General features: G+C 45.8%; 16 protein-coding genes and 1 other annotated feature. Of the genes, 13 read left to right on the forward strand and 3 right to left on the reverse strand.

The genetic code is table 11. The features are described from left to right. Positions 1-15: 15 nt before the first annotated feature. On the forward strand, positions 16-756 hold the full coding sequence (locus tag I2H87_RS05285) for an NUDIX domain-containing protein (protein WP_117550275.1): 741 nt from the start codon (positions 16-18) through the stop codon (positions 754-756). Positions 757-841: 85 nt separating this feature from the next. Here the strand turns inward: I2H87_RS05285 and I2H87_RS05290 are convergent, their stop codons facing one another. Then, on the reverse strand, positions 842-2308 hold the full coding sequence (locus tag I2H87_RS05290; protein ID WP_117550273.1) for a sodium-dependent transporter: 1467 nt from the start codon (positions 2306-2308) through the stop codon (positions 842-844). A 161-nt stretch (positions 2309-2469) separates the two neighbouring features. Here I2H87_RS05290 and I2H87_RS05295 point away from each other — a divergent pair, with 161 nt between their 5' ends. Together I2H87_RS05295 and pdxR are read left to right on the forward strand one after the other, a co-directional pair. Then, on the forward strand, positions 2470-4137 hold the full coding sequence (locus tag I2H87_RS05295; RefSeq protein WP_009266381.1) for a glutamine--tRNA ligase/YqeY domain fusion protein: 1668 nt from the start codon (positions 2470-2472) through the stop codon (positions 4135-4137). A 6-nt stretch (positions 4138-4143) separates the two neighbouring features. Continuing rightward, a complete protein-coding gene (pdxR, locus tag I2H87_RS05300; protein ID WP_195609474.1) occupies positions 4144-5559 on the forward strand; it encodes a MocR-like pyridoxine biosynthesis transcription factor PdxR in 1416 nt (471 codons plus the stop codon). Positions 5560-5674: 115 nt separating this feature from the next. On the opposite strand, the gene I2H87_RS05305 is transcribed toward pdxR, so the two are convergent. Continuing rightward, entirely contained in the window at positions 5675-6019 is a 345-nt protein-coding gene (locus tag I2H87_RS05305) for a hypothetical protein (RefSeq protein ID WP_054703602.1), read from the reverse strand. A gap of 211 nt (positions 6020-6230) precedes the next feature. Here I2H87_RS05305 and cls point away from each other — a divergent pair, with 211 nt between their 5' ends. The 3 genes from cls to I2H87_RS05320 all read left to right on the forward strand — a co-directional run bounded on the left by cls (position 6231) and on the right by I2H87_RS05320 (position 9576). Beyond that, positions 6231-7790: a cardiolipin synthase gene (cls, locus tag I2H87_RS05310; protein WP_195609475.1), complete on the forward strand. Its 1560-nt coding sequence runs from the start codon at positions 6231-6233 to the stop codon at positions 7788-7790. A gap of 172 nt (positions 7791-7962) precedes the next feature. Further along, positions 7963-9243 carry an adenylosuccinate synthase gene (locus I2H87_RS05315; RefSeq protein WP_009266377.1) on the forward strand — a complete coding sequence of 427 codons (1281 nt, stop codon included), beginning with the start codon at positions 7963-7965 and terminating at the stop codon, positions 9241-9243. Between the two features lie 168 nt (positions 9244-9411). Then, complete coding sequence (locus I2H87_RS05320) at positions 9412-9576, forward strand: hypothetical protein (RefSeq protein ID WP_009266376.1); 165 nt, start codon at positions 9412-9414, stop codon at positions 9574-9576. A 13-nt stretch (positions 9577-9589) separates the two neighbouring features. Here I2H87_RS05320 and I2H87_RS05325 read toward each other — a convergent pair whose 3' ends face one another. Next, positions 9590-9826 (reverse strand): hypothetical protein, encoded by a 237-nt coding sequence (locus tag I2H87_RS05325; protein ID WP_009266375.1) that lies wholly within the window; start codon positions 9824-9826, stop codon positions 9590-9592. A 214-nt stretch (positions 9827-10040) separates the two neighbouring features. Here I2H87_RS05325 and I2H87_RS05330 point away from each other — a divergent pair, with 214 nt between their 5' ends. The 7 genes from I2H87_RS05330 to I2H87_RS05360 all read left to right on the forward strand — a co-directional run bounded on the left by I2H87_RS05330 (position 10041) and on the right by I2H87_RS05360 (position 18327). Continuing rightward, positions 10041-10556, forward strand: coding sequence for an SEC-C metal-binding domain-containing protein (locus I2H87_RS05330; RefSeq protein ID WP_195609476.1), 516 nt, complete (start codon positions 10041-10043; stop codon positions 10554-10556). Between the two features lie 12 nt (positions 10557-10568). Continuing rightward, positions 10569-11303 carry a YdcF family protein gene (locus tag I2H87_RS05335; RefSeq protein WP_195609477.1) on the forward strand — a complete coding sequence of 245 codons (735 nt, stop codon included), beginning with the start codon at positions 10569-10571 and terminating at the stop codon, positions 11301-11303. Positions 11304-11315: 12 nt separating this feature from the next. Continuing rightward, positions 11316-11531, forward strand: a binding site (T-box leader). Positions 11532-11704: 173 nt separating this feature from the next. Further along, positions 11705-13636 (forward strand): threonine--tRNA ligase, encoded by a 1932-nt coding sequence (gene thrS / locus I2H87_RS05340; RefSeq protein WP_195609478.1) that lies wholly within the window; start codon positions 11705-11707, stop codon positions 13634-13636. Between the two features lie 173 nt (positions 13637-13809). Next, the gene (locus I2H87_RS05345; protein ID WP_009266371.1) at positions 13810-14136 is read left to right on the forward strand and encodes a DUF1540 domain-containing protein; all 327 of its coding nucleotides are present in this window, start codon (positions 13810-13812) and stop codon (positions 14134-14136) included. A gap of 316 nt (positions 14137-14452) precedes the next feature. After that, positions 14453-15901 carry an AI-2E family transporter gene (locus tag I2H87_RS05350; RefSeq protein WP_195609479.1) on the forward strand — a complete coding sequence of 483 codons (1449 nt, stop codon included), beginning with the start codon at positions 14453-14455 and terminating at the stop codon, positions 15899-15901. A gap of 2 nt (positions 15902-15903) precedes the next feature. Then, positions 15904-16827 carry a homoserine O-acetyltransferase MetA gene (gene metA / locus I2H87_RS05355; protein ID WP_009266369.1) on the forward strand — a complete coding sequence of 308 codons (924 nt, stop codon included), beginning with the start codon at positions 15904-15906 and terminating at the stop codon, positions 16825-16827. A 54-nt stretch (positions 16828-16881) separates the two neighbouring features. Continuing rightward, on the forward strand, positions 16882-18327 hold the full coding sequence (locus I2H87_RS05360) for a glycoside hydrolase family 2 TIM barrel-domain containing protein (RefSeq protein WP_330611501.1): 1446 nt from the start codon (positions 16882-16884) through the stop codon (positions 18325-18327). Positions 18328-18358 lie beyond the last annotated feature (31 nt).

Raw genomic sequence — 18358 nt, forward strand, 5'->3', positions numbered from 1 at the left:
GAAAGGAGAACGACCATGCCATCATTTTTGGAAAATTTACGTCCGTTTTACGGGACAAATGAGAAGAATGCAGCGGGAGAGAGTCTGGAAGAATTTTTGGAGCATTACGATCCGTACAAATACCGGACGCCGAGCTGTACGACAGATGCGGTGATCTTTTTGGCGCCGGAACATCTGACGAAAGAGCTGAAAGGAATGCGGGTGCTGCTCGTAAAGCGCTCCAATCACCCGAGTATCGGTTTCTGGGCGCTTCCGGGCGGATTTATCGAGATGCGGGAAAATCTGGACGATACGGCGAGACGGGAACTTCTGGAGGAGACCAGTGTAGACGGTCTTGTGATGGAGCAGATTGGTACATACGGAGATTATGATCGGGATCCGAGAACGCGGGTGATCACAACCGCCTACATGGCAGTGCTTCAGGGGGAGGAACGGCAGGTGCGCGCCGGCGATGATGCGGCGGACGCTGTGTGGTGCGATCTGGAATTGGAGGAAATATCTGTGCAGACAGGCGGCGGACAAACGGATAGAACCGGAAATCACGCGAAGCAGGAAGAGCCGGAAAGCGTTGTACAGTTTTCTCTTCATGTGAAAAATAAGGAACGCGGATTGGACACGAGCGCTTTGGTGGAATACCGGCGAAGAGGAACGCTGGTGCGAGAAGAAACTTTTTCAGTAAAAGAAGCGGGGCAGATTGCAGTGGATCATGCGGCGATCATCGTGCAGGCGCTTTCTGTTTTGAAATCAAGATTATAAAAAATCCCTTTCGGAAACCGGCAGAAATAACTTGCCGGTTTTTAAAAAGGGATTTTTATCATGTGCCTGAAAGTGAAATTCGGCTTTACTGATTTTTCGTTTTTTTTCTGCGTGTGACACTTAAGACTAATGTCAGGAACAAAAAACCGATGATCATCCAAGTGACAAAGACCGGAGCACTCTGTTTGCTGAACATATCATAGTAGCCTTTCAGATAAATGATCACGACGATCCACGGCAGAACGTATGTCATATAACCACGGATGATCTGTGGGAATTTCAAACCGTTTCCGGAATTCGCCTCTTTGATAAAGTGATTCCATCCCCATCCGTTTTTGTGTGTACAAAACATCAGATATACGACCGATCCAAGCGGAAGAATATTGTTGGATACGAGGAAATCTTCCAGATCCATAATGTTTGTTCCGGCGCCAAGCGGCTGGAAATCCGAGAGCACACTGAAGCCGAGAATACACGGAAGACTAAGTACCGTGATCAAAACAATGTTGATCGCAACCGATTTTTTTCGGCTGAAATGGAACAGATCCATGCCGAAAGAAACAATATTTTCAAATACGCCGACGATCGTGGAGAGGGCGGCGAAGAACAGGAATAGGAAGAATAAGGATCCCCAGATCCGTCCGCCGGCCATCTGTGTGAAAATATTCGGCAGCGTGATAAATACAAGTCCCGGACCGGCAGCAGGTTCTACGCCAAAGGCGAAACATGCCGGGATGACGATCAGTCCTGCCATCAGTGCCACAAAGGTATCCAAAAGGACGATGCTCAAAGATTCCCCGGTAAGGGAACGGGATCTGTCCAGATAGCTTCCGAAGATCGCCATTCCGCCCATACCGATACTTAAGGTGAAGAATGCCTGGCTCATAGCTCCGAAAATGACGTTACCGATCCCGTTATCGACCATCCGCTCAAAGTCCGGGATCAGATAGAAACGAAGTCCTTCAGCGGAGCCGCTCAGTGTGACGGAACGGATGGCAAGCACGACCATGATCCCGAGGAGGCAGAGCATGACAACTTTCATGACTTTTTCGACACCTTTTTGCAGTCCGATGCTGCAGATGCCGAATGAGATCAGGATGACCAGTACCGTCCAGAATACAAGGATCCACGGATTCAAAAGCATATCGTTGTATTTTTCGGTGATCTGTGCGGCGGTCGCCTGTACAAATTCACCCTTTGCCATACGGAAGCAATAGTAGAGCATCCAGCCGCCGACCATGGAATAGAACATGACCAGAATATAATTTCCGGCGATGGCAAGCCAACGGATATTGTGCCATCTGGAACCGACCGGCTCCAGAGCATTATACGAGGTGGCAATACTTTTCTGGCTGGCACGTCCGACACTGAATTCACAGACGATGATCGGCAGTCCTAAAATCGCCAGAAACAACAGGTAGATCAGAATAAACGCCGCGCCGCCGTACATGCCGGTCATGTAAGGGAATTTCCACACATTTCCAAGACCGATGGCGCAGCCGGCAGATACGAGGATGAACCCGAGTCTGCTTCCAAATTTTTCTCTTTTCATAATCTTATATAACTCCTTTAAATAACTTTTCCGCACATGTGTCATACAGAAACACTTTCGCCATGCGCAGTGACAAAGACATTGTAGCATATTGTGCTTGCCGTTGTATACAATTTATGATAAGATTATTGGCAGAAATCTTGCGATTTGAGGAGGAAACCATGGAAAACGAAATCGTTTCAAAGAATTTTATTGAACAGGAAATAGACAAAGACCTTGCAGAGGGCGTGTACGATCATGTCTGCACAAGATTCCCGCCGGAGCCGAACGGATATCTGCATATCGGACATGCAAAGTCCATTCTTTTGAATTACGGGCTGGCGCAGAAATATAACGGAACATTCCATATGCGTTTCGACGATACAAACCCGACAAAAGAAAAGATGGAGTTTGTAGATTCGATCAAGGAAGATATTCAGTGGCTTGGGGCAGACTGGAAAGATCATCTGTATTTTGCATCCGATTATTTTGATCAGATGTACGAATGCGCGGTGAAGCTGATCAAAAAAGGAAAGGCGTATGTCTGTGATCTGACGGCAGAGGAAATCCGGGCATACCGCGGGACATTGACGGAAGTCGGAAAAGAAAGCCCGTACCGTAATCGGAGCGTAGAAGAAAATCTGCAATTATTCGAGGAGATGCGCGAGGGCAAATATCAGGACGGAGAAAAAGTACTCCGTGCGAAGATCGATATGAACTCTCCGAACATCAATATGCGCGATCCGGTGATCTACCGTGTGGCCCGCATGACACACCACAACACCGGAGATAAATGGTGTATCTATCCGATGTATGATTTCGCACATCCGATCGAAGATGCGATCGAGGGAATCACCCATTCGATCTGTACATTGGAATTTGAGGATCACAGACCGCTCTACGATTGGGTCGTGCGGGAATGTGAGTTTGCAAATCCGCCGAGACAGATCGAGTTTGCGAAATTGTATCTGACCAATGTTGTGACCGGAAAGCGTTATATCAAGAAGCTTGTGGAAGATGGGATCGTGGACGGCTGGGACGATCCGCGTCTTGTTTCCATCGCGGCGCTCAGAAGAAGAGGGTTCACACCGGAATCAATCAAGATGTTCATCGACATGTGCGGCGTGTCGAAAGCCCAGAGTTCGGTGGATTATGCGATGCTTGAATACTGCATCCGGGAAGATCTGAAGATGAAGAAATCCCGTATGATGGCGGTGCTGGATCCGATCAAACTGGTGATCGACAATTATCCGGAGGGAGAGATGGAATATCTCGACGTGCCGAACAACCTGGAAAATGAAGCGCTCGGCACACGGAAAGTTCCGTTCTGCAGAGAACTTTATATTGAAAGAGACGACTTTATGGAGGAACCGCCGAAGAAATATTTCCGTCTGTTCCCGGGCAATGAAGTGCGTCTGATGTCCGCATATTTTGTAAAATGCGAGAGCTTTGTAAAAGATGAGAACGGAAATGTAGTGGAAGTACATTGTACGTATGATCCGGAGACAAAGAGCGGAAGCGGATTTACCGGAAGAAAAGTAAAAGGAACGATCCACTGGGTTGCGGCTCCGTACGCACAGAAAGCGGAAGTGCGTCTCTATGAGAATCTGGTAGATGAAGAAAAGGGCGTATACAATAAAGAAGACGGATCTCTGAATCTGAACCCGAATTCTCTGACGGTGCTGAAAGAGTGTTATGTGGAGCCGAGTTTTGCCGATGCGAAAGCATACGACAGTTTCCAGTTTGTGAGAACCGGATATTTCTGTATCGATGCAAAAGATTCCGCACCGGACGCGCTTGTATTTAACAGAATCGTATCACTGAAGAGTTCATTCCGTCTTCCGAAATAAATTGCGATGAATGAGTTGACGATCAGTCTGGATACAAAATCGAAAATACCGCTTTACGAGCAGATTTACCGCTATATCCGCCGGGATATCCGGGACGGACGGATCGGAAGCGGAGAAAAACTGCCGTCTACCCGTGCGCTGAGCAAACATCTGGAAATCAGCAGAAGTACGGTGGAACTGGCTTATGAGCAGCTCCTTTCCGAGGGATATCTGGAAGCTGAGCCGTGCAGAGGATATTTTGTGGCGGAGATAGAGGGCTTATACCAGCTTCGGTCTCCGGTACGGCAGGCAGAACAAAGAAGCAAAGATCCGCAGAGGGAATACAGATATGATTTCACACCGAGTGGTGTGGATCTGAATAGTTTTCCGTATAATACATGGAGAAAATTGTCAAAGGAATGTCTGCAGGACGACCGGGCGGAGCTGTTTCGCCTCGGGGATCCGCAGGGAGAACAGGGACTGCGCAGTGCAATCTGTAATTATCTGCATCAGGCGCGAGGCGTCAATTGTACGCCGGAACAGATCATTGTCGGAGCTGGAAATGATTATCTGCTGATGCTGTTGACGATGGTGATCGGGCGCGAGCATAAAGTTGCGTTGGAAAATCCGACTTATGTGCAGGCCTACCGTCTTTTTGAACAGCTTTCTTATGATGTCTGTACAGTCGATATGGATGCGAAAGGTATGAACGTCGGACAATTGGAAGCGTCCGGAGCGGATATTGCATTTGTCATGCCGTCCCATCAGTACCCGCTGGGGATCGTGATGCCGATCAAACGGCGCATGGAACTTCTGCGATGGGCAGAGAACGATGGCTTGGAGGGAAGACCACGTTATATCATTGAAGATGATTACGACAGTGAATTTCGTTATAAAGGAAAACCGGTTCCGGCGCTGCAGGGCTATGATAATCAGGAATGTGTGATTTATATCGGGACGTTTTCCAAGTCGATCGCGCCGGCGATCCGCATGAGTTACCTCGTGCTTCCGAAGCCGCTGCTTCAAAGATACCATGAGAATTGCGGATTTTTAAGTTCCACAGTATCGCGAGTTGACCAGCTGATTTTACAGAAATTTATTGAAGACGGATATTACGAACGGCATTTGAATAAAATGCGCGCTTTATATAAGAACCGACATGATGTTTTGCTTGCATGCTTGAAAAAAATGGGGGATTCATTCCGGATTTCCGGGGAGCACGCGGGAGTGCATCTGCTGCTCCGGTTTGAGGATGGCAGGAAAGAGGAAGAACTGATCCGGAAAGCAAAAGAAAGCGGAATCCGTGTTTACGGATTGTCGCAGTACTGTATAAAACCGGATAAAAACGAAGAGGGACAGGCTACCATCCTGCTTGGTTACGCGAACATGAGTGAGGAGGCAATCCGGGAGGCAGCGGCTCTCTTAAAAACTGCATGGAAGTAAAGTTGTTTTTTGACAGTGTGAGAAATTTGTTTTGTCAGCAGATTTTTTAAAGATAAAAACCGGGTGGAATCCTTTTGATTTAGGAATCCACCCGGTTTTTGTATAGGTGAAATGATCATTTGTCTGAGATTTCTGCTTCCGGCTGAACGGAAGCGTCTTCTTTTTCCGGTACTTCCGTATCGTCTGCGAGTACTTCTTCGGCAGGCTTTTCAGCAGCAGAATCTTTGTCTTCTGCTTCTGCGGCAGCAGGTTCGGTTTCGGCGCCGCTTTTTTTCAGAGATACATAGCCTCGCTCGGAAACCGGCTGCAAATCGGAGTCGAGATCAAAATCATCCTCATCACAGTCAAAACGGAAATCCTCGTCCTCGTCTTTACTTTCTTTGCACAGATAAGCAATTACAATTCCAACAACACTGCCAACGGCGAGAATCGCTGCAAGCCACTTTAAAAATTTTTTCATAATGAGGTTCTCCCTTCTTTTTTGCAAATTGAAATTATCTACTATTATAATATTTTTTTCAAAGAAATACAATGTTTTTTCGGAAGAAGATTCCGGCAAAAGTTGTCAAAAGACTTTCTGTGAGGCTGCTCGTTTTGTGTGAGCTATTGTCGAAAAAATGGAAGTGTGTTACACTGTGTAGCGTGTATATGATTGGAGGATAGAGATCGTCATGGAACATAAAGCGGCAAAAAAAGCAAAAAAAGGAATTTTAAGTATTGTGTTCAGCAGAACAGCGCTGATCGTTATGTTGATCCTGCTGCAGATCGGCGCACTTGTATTAATGTATACAATTTTAAACGACTACCTGACTTATGTCTATTGGATCACAATGGCGGTGCAGGTATTTGTGATCATTTATATTACGAACGAACAGGGGACACCGGAATACAGCCGGACCTGGATCCTGCTGATCTTGATCCTGCCGGTATTCGGCTGCTTGTTCTATGTCTATGTAAAACTGGAGATCGGTACGAAATATGTAGGAGAGCGGCTTATAAAAACAAAGCTGGATACTTCACCGTATTTGATGCAGAAAGCGGAAGTGGTGGAAGATCTCCGCGTGAGCAAACCGGCAAATGCGACTCTGGCTTATTATATGAATCATCAACTGCAGTTTCCGACATACAGGAATACAAAAGTAACATACTTCAGTATCGGGCAGGAAAAATTTGCCGAGATGATCCACCAGCTGAAACGTGCGGAAAAATATATTTTTCTGGAATATTTTATTGTATCAGAGGGATATATGTGGGATACGATCCTGGATATCCTGAAAGAAAAGGCGAAAGCGGGAGTGGAAGTCCGGTTTATGTACGACGGCATGTGCAGTATTTCCAATCTTCCGTATAATTATCCGGAGCAGATCCGCAAATTTGGGATCAAATGCAAGATGTTCAGTCCGATCCGCCCGATCCTTTCCACAACGCAGAACAATCGGGATCACAGGAAAATCTGTGTCGTAGACGGAAAGGTCGGGTTTACAGGCGGCATCAATCTGGCAGACGAATATATCAACCGGAAAGAACGGTTCGGATACTGGAAAGATACGGCAGTGATGCTGGAGGGAGAGGCTGTTCAGAGTCTGACGATGTTATTTTTGCAGATGTGGAATGTGACGGAATATAAGCCGGAAAATTATGAGAATTACCAGACGCCGAAATCAGATACGCTGCATCGGGAACTTGGATTCGTGATCCCATACGGGGATAGTCCGTATGATCATGAAGACGTTGGAAAAGAAGTGTATTTTCATATTTTAAATCATGCGAAAAAATATGTACATATCATGACTCCGTATCTGATCCTGGACAGTGAGATGGTAGACACTCTGACCCGCGCGGCGAAAAGCGGGATCGATGTGAAGATTATCATGCCGCATATCCCGGATAAATGGTATGCATTTGCGGTGGCAAAGACATTTTATAAGGATCTGCTTCGTGCAGGCGTGCAGATTTTTGAGTTCACGCCCGGATTTGTGCATGCAAAATCGTTTGTGTCAGACGATGATACGGCGGTTGTCGGAACGATCAATCTGGATTACCGGAGTCTGTATCTGCATTTTGAATGCGGTGTATTTATGTACAATAATCTGGCTGTGCGTGATGTGGAACGTGATTTTCAGAATACGCTGAAAAAATGTCATCGTATTTCCATGAGCGATATCAAAAAGACCGGGATCGGTATGAAAATATGCGGAAGAGTTCTTCGTCTGATCGCGCCGCTGATGTAGGAACAGCGGAAAAAGCGGCAGAAATCAGAGAGAAAATCGGAAAATCCGTGAAAAAATATGGAAAATGGTTGTACATAGCAGGGAAAATATAGTATAATGCTAAATGCGGTTTCAAAGATTATTAGAACTGCTAATAAGGATTAAAAAGCGGAAATACGCAGGAGGATTTGAAATGGTAAAAGCAGTAGTTGGAGCGAACTGGGGCGACGAGGGTAAGGGTAAGATTACCGATATGCTTGGAAAAGAGGCAGATATTATCGTCCGTTTCCAGGGCGGAGCGAATGCGGGACATACGATCGTGAATGATTATGGAAAGTTTGCACTGCATACACTTCCGTCCGGTGTGTTTTATGATCACACGACAAGTATCATTGGAAATGGTGTTGCACTCGACATTCCGCGCCTGTTTGCAGAGGTACAGTCTGTTGTGGAGAAAGGAGTTCCGACACCGAAGATTCTCGTGTCTGACCGTGCGCAGATCGTGATGTCTTATCACAAATTATTCGATGCATACGAGGAGGAGAGATTGGGCGGAAAGTCATTCGGTTCTACCAAGTCCGGAATCGCACCGTTCTATTCCGATAAATATGCGAAGATCGGATTTCAGGTCAGCGAACTGTTCGACGATGATCTTTTGAAAGAAAAGGTTGTCCGTGTGGCAGAACAGAAAAATGTCATTTTGGAACATCTGTACCACAAACCACTTCTGAATCCGGATGATTTATATAAAGAGCTGCAGGAATATAAAGAGATGGTTGCACCATTCGTATGTGATGTGTCTCTGTTCCTACACAATGCGATCAAAGAAGGAAAGAATATCCTCTTAGAAGGACAGCTCGGATCTCTGAAAGACCCGGATCACGGAATTTATCCGATGGTAACGTCTTCTTCTACTTTGGCGGCATACGGAGCGATCGGAGCGGGAATCCCGCCGTATGAGATCAAACAGATCATCACCGTGTGCAAAGCATACTCCAGTGCAGTAGGAGCCGGAGCATTTGTCAGCGAGATTTTTGGGGAAGAAGCAGACGAGCTGAGAAGACGCGGCGGAGACGGTGGCGAGTACGGCGCGACAACCGGACGTCCGAGAAGAATGGGATGGTTTGACTGTGTAGCATCCAAATACGGCTGCCGTATGCAGGGAACAACAGACGTTGCATTTACGGTACTGGACGTACTTGGATATCTGGAAGAGATTCCGGTATGTGTAGGTTATGAGATCGATGGCGAAGTGACAACAGAATTCCCGGTAACACATTTGCTTGAGAAAGCAAAACCTGTTCTGAAAGTGCTTCCGGGATGGAATTGTGATATCCGCGGAATCAAGACATATGAAGAACTGCCGGAGAACTGCCGGAAATATATTGAATTTGTGGAAGAACAGATCGGATATCCGATTACAATGATCAGTAACGGACCGGGACGCGACGATATTATTTACCGTCAGAAATAAAGCAATCAAATGAAGAAAGTCAGGAATGAGATTTCAGGATCTTGTTTCTGGCTTTTTTGTTGCTAGCGCTTTGGGTAAGATAAAAAAGTGAAAATAAAACAGGCATATTTTGGCAGGGGGCTGAATAGAATAATAAGGCTGAAATTTGGGTGAGGGAGGTGCTTTTGCATGAATCAGAACAGAAAAGAGAGTGGAACGGAAGTGCTTTCGATGGAAGAATATCTGGAAAAAAGACAAGCGTTGACAGCACAGCAAAAACGGACAAAAAAACTGCGTCCGGAGGAGATGACAGAAGATACGGTCATCGAACTGGCGCAGTTGATGTATATGTAGCGGCGTGTGCAGATCAAGCTTTTTTAGATGGATCCTCCGGCTCATTTTTATCCTGTCCTTTTTGGGATAGACGGTGGAAGAGGAGAAATCCATATAAAAGGACCGGGAGCAAAATCGTTGCTGCGATGGAAGCTTTCAACAGAGAAGTAAATACAGGGGCATCCAGCAGTGCAAAAACCAGCGTGCTCAGATAGAGTAAAACGAGCAGTACGACAAGCACGAGTGCAAGGATCCGTTTTGTCTTTTTCATAGTCATGTTCCTTTCTTTGGTCATTTGTCAAGCATTATACATAATGCGGATCAAAAATTCAATGAAAATCGGCGCAAAGAGGGAAAATGTATCAGAAAAGTATCAGAAATGTGTCGTAAGGTCTTTCTTTTTACTTGTATACAAACGGCAGATAGTATATAATGAACAAGCAAGTGAGACTTGAATTTTGATAAAGATAAAGGAGTTGGATACAATGAGTGATAAAAGTTTATTGGATCAGTGGAGAGACACCGCATATGACAGAGAGTTGACAAAAAATCAACTGGAGACATTCTGGAGCAAGTATTTCACGATTGAAAAAGGAATTTATGAGGAGCTTTTAAAAGACCTGGATACCGAAGTGAAAGGTACGGTAAAAGAGCTTGCTGAAAAATATAATCAGGACGTATTGACGATGGTAGGATTTTTGGACGGCATCAATGACAGTCTGAAAATTGCCAATCCGATCGAGACGATGACAGAAGATACCGTGGTAAGTCTGGCATTTGATAAAGAGCGTCTTTACAAAAACATGGTGGATGCAAAAGCAGACTGGCTGTATGAACTTCCGCAGTGGGATGAGATTTTTGACGAGAACACGAAAAAGCGTCTTTACCGCGAGCAGAAACAGTCCGGTACGATCCGCAAAGACAAGAAGATCGGAAGAAACGATCCGTGTCCGTGCGGAAGCGGTAAGAAATATAAAAAATGCTGTGGACGTAACGCATAACAGGTCGTTTATATGTGGATTTATTTTCTTGTTGTCGGGATCGGCAGTGTCGGCTATTATTTCCTGATCCGGAATCATACGGGCAGATGGAACTCCACATTTGCCGGATTCTGGCTTTTGTCCGGCGGCGTTCATCTCAGTTTGTTTTTTGCATATCCGAAGTTTCCGGAGAGTGTGCATATCGGGATCGGCGTATTGACGCTTGCCGGATGGGGGCTTTTTGCATGGATAGAATCTCTGATCTTATGCACTGCAAAGAAAGCATGTGACTTTTCGGGGGAAGCGGCTTATGTGATCATATTGGGAGCGCAGGTGCGCGGCAGTCAGATCACGAAATCCTTGAAGCAAAGACTTGACCGTGCATACGAGTATTTGACAGAACATCCGGAAGCGATCGCGATCGTGTCGGGAGGTCAGGGAAAAGATGAGGCTGTGACGGAGGCATTTGCGATGGCGGAATATCTGAAAAGTCTGGGTATTGCCGAAGAGCGGATCCTAAAAGAAGAGCAGTCAGAGACAACATGGGAGAATTTGAAATTCAGCGCCGGACTGATCGGGAGTCTGGAGCAGAAGACTGCGGTTGTGACGAATGATTTTCATCTGTACCGCGCACTGCTGATCGGACGGCAGATCGGATATAGGGATCTGAACGGGATCGCAGCGATATCCGATCCGGTCTTGAAGCTGAATTCTCTGGTGAGAGAATTTGCAGCAGTTCTCTTGACAAAAGTAAAGTCAATGTTATAATGAAACAGGATTGAGAACACGTTGAAGAGAAGAGTAGAGTGTGAAAGCGGCGACAGAGAGGGAATCATCAGCTGAAAGCTTCCTGCCGGGGAAACATTTGAAGACCACCTCGGAGTGGCTGTAAACCAGCCCGGTGATTCCGTTATCATCATAAATGAGCGGCTTTGTATATCCGAAAAAGGAGTGCAGAGCAAGTTAGGGTGGAACCGCGAGATACTCGTCCCTTTCTGTATGAAGATGCAGAAAGGGATTTTTTTGTATAAGCGACGAGCCAAAGTCCGGGCTTGCCCGAGACCTTGGCGACTGCTTACAATTCCGGAATGTGCCTTTTGGCACTTCCGGTGATTGAGCAAAACGAGTGCGATTCTTCGACGAAAAAAGAGGAAAGGAAGAGAAAGCAAATGAAGATTACATTAAAAGATGGATCAAGTAAAGAATATGCAGAAAGTATGCGTGTCATTGACATCGCAGCGGATATCAGCGAGGGTCTGGCAAGAATGGCGACAGCCGGAGAAGTCAACGGTGAAGTTGTAGATTTAAGAACCGTTGTGGAGGAAGACTGTGAACTGAGCATTCTGACATTCCAGGATGAAAAAGGAAAGGGAGCATTCCGCCATACTGCATCACATATTATGGCGCAGGCGATCAAGCGTCTGTATCCGGACGCAAAACTTGCGATCGGACCATCCGTAGCAGATGGATTTTATTATGATATTGACTGTGAGACTCCTCTGACACAGGAGGATCTGGAAAAGATTGAAGCAGAAATGAAAAAAATCGTAAAAGAGGCGCTTCCGATCGAGCAGTTTACAAAACCGCGTGCGGAAGCAATCGCATATTTTCAGGAAAAAGAAGAACCATATAAGGTAGAGTTGATCGAGGATCTGCCGGAAGATGCAGTGATCAGCTTCTATTCTCAGGGAGAATTTACCGATCTCTGTGCAGGACCGCATCTGATGACAACAAAACCGGTAAAAGCATTTAAACTGACAAGTCTTGCAGGCGCATATTGGCGCGGAAGCGAGAAGAACAAAATGCTGCAGCGTATTTACGGAACCGCATTTCCGAAAAAAGCAGAATTGGATGAATACCTCACAATGCTGGAAGAGGCAAAGAAGCGTGACCACAGAAGACTCGGAAAAGAGCTTGGGCTGTTTATGATGCGGGACGAGGGACCGGGATTCCCGTTCTTCCTCCCGAAAGGTATGGTGTTGAAAAATACACTTCTCGATTATTGGAGAGAGATCCATAACAAAGCGGGATATGTAGAGATCGCAACTCCGATCATGCTGAGCAGACATCTCTGGGAGACATCCGGACATTGGGATCATTATAAAGAAAATATGTACACAACAGTGATCGATGAAGAAGATTTCGCGATCAAACCGATGAACTGTCCAGGTGGTATCCTTGTATACCAGTCTGAACCACGTTCCTACCGTGATCTGCCGCTTCGTATGGGCGAGCTGGGATTGGTTCACCGCCATGAGAAATCCGGGCAGCTTCACGGTCTAATGCGTGTTCGCTGCTTTACACAGGACGACGCACATATCTTTATGATGCCGGAGCAGATCCGCGAGGAGATCAAAGGCGTTGCAAAATTGATCGACGAAGTATACAGCCTGTTCGGATTTAAGTATCATGTAGAACTTTCCACACGTCCGGAGGACAGCATGGGAAGCGATGAAGATTGGGAAATGGCGACAGATGCGCTCCGCGGAGCATTGGATGATCTGGGACTTCCGTATGTGGTAAATGAGGGAGACGGCGCGTTCTACGGACCGAAGATCGATTTCCATCTGGAAGATTCCATCGGAAGAACATGGCAGTGCGGAACGATCCAGTTAGACTTCCAGCTTCCGCTTCGATTTGAACTGGAATATACCGGAGCTGACGGAGAAAAACATCGTCCGATCATGATCCACCGCGTGGCGTTCGGATCGATCGAGAGATTTATCGGAATTCTGATCGAACATTTTGCAGGTGCATTCCCGACTTGGCTTGCTCCGATACAGGTGAAAGTGCTGCCGATCTCCGACAAATATATGGATTATGCGGAAAATGTACTTGCGCAGCTCAAAGATGCCGGAATCCGTGCGGAACTGGATTCACGCGCAGAGAAGATCGGATATAAGATCCGTGAGGCGCAGATGCAGAAAGTTCCGTATATGCTCGTGGTAGGTGCGAAAGAAGAGGAGAGCGGACTTGTTTCTGTCAGAAGCCGTTTTGAGGGCGATGAGGGACAGAAGAGCACAGCGGAATTTATCGCAGCTCTGAAAGAAGAAATCGCACAGAAAATTGCAAGAGAAGTAAAACACAGCGAAGAGAAATAAACAAAGTTGTTTCTGTAACGTATAAATATTCCGGAAATCGGAAACCATAACGTCAGTGTACAAAGACAGTGTTTTTGTGCGCTGGCGTTATTGATTTTTGGCGGCGGAACGGAAAGACGAACCGGAAAGACGGACTGCGTATTTTCGTCCGAATAGAAAAAGGAGGTACGATCATGCCGGAATTAAAATGTACTGTACAGACATGTGTACACAACAAACAGTTTTTATGTGACTTGGATGCGATCCAAGTAGGAGGAAGCGATGCAAAACATCCAAGAGAGACGTGCTGCGACAGCTTTCAGGAGCGAAAAGACGGGGCATATCAAAATGCTTACAGCGATGTGACCGGAAAAGCATCCGACACAAGTAAGATTGACTGTAAGGCGGTGGAGTGCAAATATAATGAAAACTGCGACTGCCACGCCGGAAAGATCAGTGTAGAGGGAAGCAATGCCTGTGAATGTGACGGAACAGAATGCGCGACATTTTCCTGCAGATAAAGCAAAACGGATAAGACAAATTAGATAAAGCAGATCAGATAAGTCGAAACGAAAAGCGTAAAGTTAAAAAGAAGATCAGGAATGTATCGGAAACTCCGCTTATTTTATGACGCGATTTCAGAACGCGTTAGTACGATAGGCGGAGTTTTTTTGTGAAGGTTTCAGGGAATGTTTTTTGAATCGGTCCGCACTGGTTGACGCATCCGTAAATGACGTTGTATAATGTCTTTATTATGCAAATTTATGCACAATGCGATGAGAAAAATACATATTGGATCGAGCTGTGCATCGGATAAAAAAGAAAGGCAGAAAAGTGATGAATCCAGAGAAAGACGGACAGACCCAAGAGGGTGGAACAAAGGCGCGGAAGCGGGAAAATGACGGGAAGCTGCAGACAAAAGAACATGAATATTATATCAATCTCCCCAGTTTTGGAAAAAAAGGACCGTCCAAACTTCGGCAGCAGTTTAATAAAGGAATGACGGCGTTTATTGTCATTGTGACTTGTATTTTATTTTTCTTTGCCATGCTGCGTATGGATGATATTTCCAGAGTCGTGCGGCTGGTTGTACATATTTTGAAGCCGGTGATCTACGGACTTGGGATCGCATATCTTTTGAATCCGATCGTCAAGTTTGTGGATGAACATCTGGAACCTTTCTTAAACAAGAAGTTTCCAAAGATGAAAAAAGCAGCAAAGATCAGCAGAAGCGTCGGAATCTTTCTTGCGATCGTGTTTATGTTTGCGATCATCGGCGCATTGTTTAACATGCTGATTCCGGAGCTATACCGCAGTATCAGAGATATGATCCTGACAGTACCAAGCCAGATCAATGAGGCTTTGATACATATGACGGCGTTGATGTCGGGAGATTCTGCTTTAGGACAGATCATCGCGCAGGCACTGAAAGAGGCGACGACGTTTTTGGAAAATTGGATGCGGACAGATTTACTGAATCAGGTCAATGTTTTTATGTCAAATCTGACCGAGGGCGTGATCAATGTGATCAACGAGCTTTTGAACATGCTGATCGGTATAATTGTCTCAATTTATGTATTGTTCAGTAAAGAGAAATTCTCCATGCAGTCGAAAAAGATCATTTATGCAATGTTCAAACCGGTGCAGGCTAATATGATCCTGCATCTGACGATTAAGAGCAATTCGATCTTTGGAGGATTTATCATCGGAAAGATCATAGATTCGGCGATCATCGGCGTGCTCTGTTTTCTGGGATTGTCGGTGCTGCATATGCCGTATACCCTGCTTGTCAGCGTGATCGTGGGCGTGACCAATGTGATCCCGTTTTTCGGACCATATATCGGTGCGATCCCAAGTGCGATCCTGATCATGTTGTCGGATCCGAAGATGGGAATTTATTTCATCATTTTCATTTTGATTTTACAGCAGCTTGATGGCAATGTCATCGGTCCGACGATCTTGGGAGACAGCACAGGACTTTCTGCATTTTGGGTATTGTTCTCTATCCTGCTGGGAGGAGGTTTGTTCGGAGTTGTCGGAATGATCCTTGGAGTTCCGACATTTGCCGTGCTTTATTATATTGTGAACATGATCGTGAACCATCAGTTGGAAAAGCGGCACTTGCCGACGGAAACCGCCTGTTATGACAGAATGAGTTATGTGGATGCAAGTGGAAATTATGTGCATTCCACGGAAAATGAAATGTGCCGGCAGCCGGAGGATCAGAAAAAAGAGGAAGTAAAACGAAAAGATACGAACAATGAAGAAGAGAGCAAGGAGGAATAGATATGCCGATTCGAGTACAAAATGATCTGCCGGTAAAAGAGATACTGGAACAGGAAAATATATTTGTGATGGACGAATACCGGGCGGCACATCAGGAAATCCGTCCGATCAGTATCGGGCTTTTGAATCTGATGCCGCTGAAAGAGGATACGGAACTGCAGATTTTACGTTCCCTTTCCAATACGCCGCTGCAGGTGGACGTTACGTTTGTACGAATGACAAGCCATGTGTCAAAGAACACATCCACCAGCCATATTTATAAATTTTACGAACCGTTTGAAGAGATCAAAAACCGTAAGTTCGACGGATTTATCATTACCGGAGCACCAGTAGAGCAGATGGCGTTTGAAGAGGTGGATTATTGGGATGAACTGACGGAGATCATGGAATGGACGAAGACAAATGTCACGTCGACGCTGCATCTTTGCTGGGGCGCACAGGCGGGAATCTACTATCATTACGGCATCAACAAGACCATGCTTTCGAAAAAGTTATCCGGCGTATACCGTCACCGGGTAAGAAACCGTAAGATCCCGCTTGTCCGTGGATTTGATGATGTATTTATGGCGCCGCATTCCAGACATACCGAAGTACCGCAGCAGCTTTTAGAGGAAGACGACCGCATTACGATTCTGGCGGATTCGCTTCAGGCAGGGGTATTTTTATGCATGGCTAAGGAGGGCAGACAGATTTTTGTGATGGGACATCCGGAATATGACAGAATGACTCTGGATGCGGAATATAAGCGTGACATGGGACGAGGTCTGAATCCGCAGATCCCGGAAAATTACTACCCAGATGACGATCCGGAGAATAAGCCGGTGCTTACATGGAGGGCACATGCCAACAGTTTATATACGAACTGGCTCAATTATTACGTATATCAGGTGACGCCGTATGATTTGTACGGAACGCCGAGTTTTTAGCGTATTTACTGGGGAAAATTGAATTTTTAACTAGACCACGATTTTATAAAAATCATTAAAGCATCTTATCCGCTCCACGGTGTTTCCCGCCATCAGGATCGCCTTGGTGTGGGAAATGCGTTGACAAAAGAAATGCATGAAGAGGATATGGAACTGATTCTTTCCATGGGAGCAAATTCGATCCGGCTGGCACATTACCAGCATGATCAGTATTTTTATGATCTTTGTGATGAGAAAGGAATCGTGGTATGGGCGGAGATCCCGTATATCACCGTGCATATGCCGAGTGGAAGAGAGAATACGATCCGGCAGATGAAAGAACTGATCGCACAAAATTATAATCATACATCGATCATATGCTGGGCGATCTCAAACGAAATTTCGCTGCAGGGAGTTACGGAAGATCTGCTGGAAAACCATAGAATCTTAAATGATCTCATCCATGAAATGGATCCGTCCAGAGTGTCGGCAATGGCAAACCTGTTTATGCTGGAAACAGATTCTCCGCTTGTGACGTTACCGGATATCCGAGGATACAATCTGTATTACGGATGGTATGTAGGCGAGATGGAAGACAATGACGCGTGGTTTGATAAGTTCCATGAAGAGCATCCGGATGTTGTGATCGGGCTTACAGAGTACGGTGCAGATTCGACGATCAAACTGCAGTCACCCAAGCCGGAAAAAGGAGATTATACGGAAAGCTATGAGGCCGTATATCATGAACATATGTTGGAGATGCTGGCAAAAAGACCGTATATCTGGGGATCCTATGTATGGAATATGTTTGAGTTTGCGGCGGCAGGAAGAGACGAAGCTGGAGATCCGGGCAAGAATCATAAAGGGCTGATCACGTTTGAAAGAAAAGTGAAAAAAGATGCCTATTATATCTATAAAGCATGGTGGTCAGAGGATCCGTTTGTACACATTTGCGGTCGAAGATATCATGACAGGATTGAAGAGACAACGGAAATCAAGGTGTACGCAAATGTGCCGGAAGTAAAATTATATGTGGACGATAAAGAATTTGGTACGGTTGCTTCAGACAATCATGTGTTTCGGTTTTCCGTCCCGATCAGTGGAACTCATAAACTCTACACATCGGCAGTGATTGACGGCGTCGAACATGCGGAGATTTCGGATACAATGGAAGTGGTGAAAGTCTCGGAGCCGAATCCGGAATATTTTGTAAGTGCAGATAAGGTACGGAACTGGTTTGATGAAACAGAAATAGCCGAGGAGGACGGGTATTTTTCACTGAATTCTACCATGGGGGAAATCTCTGCGAATCCAAAAGGAAAAGCATTGCTGGATCAGATGATGGCTGTGATGACTGCAAAAACGGCAGGCGGAATGGGAGAGGGAGTAAAAGTCTCAAAAGAGATGCATGCAATCGTTGCCAGACAGCCTTTGAAAAGACTTCTGGGACAGGTCGGGATCGATCTGGAAAGTGATGCCGCAAAACAATTGAATGCGGCACTGAATCAGATAAAGAAATAGAATAAGAAGCAGCGTATGTGAGGAAAGATGA

This window comes from Mediterraneibacter glycyrrhizinilyticus (genome assembly GCF_015560805.1).
In the GTDB taxonomy this organism is placed as follows: Bacteria; Bacillota; Clostridia; order Lachnospirales; family Lachnospiraceae; genus Schaedlerella; species Schaedlerella glycyrrhizinilytica_A.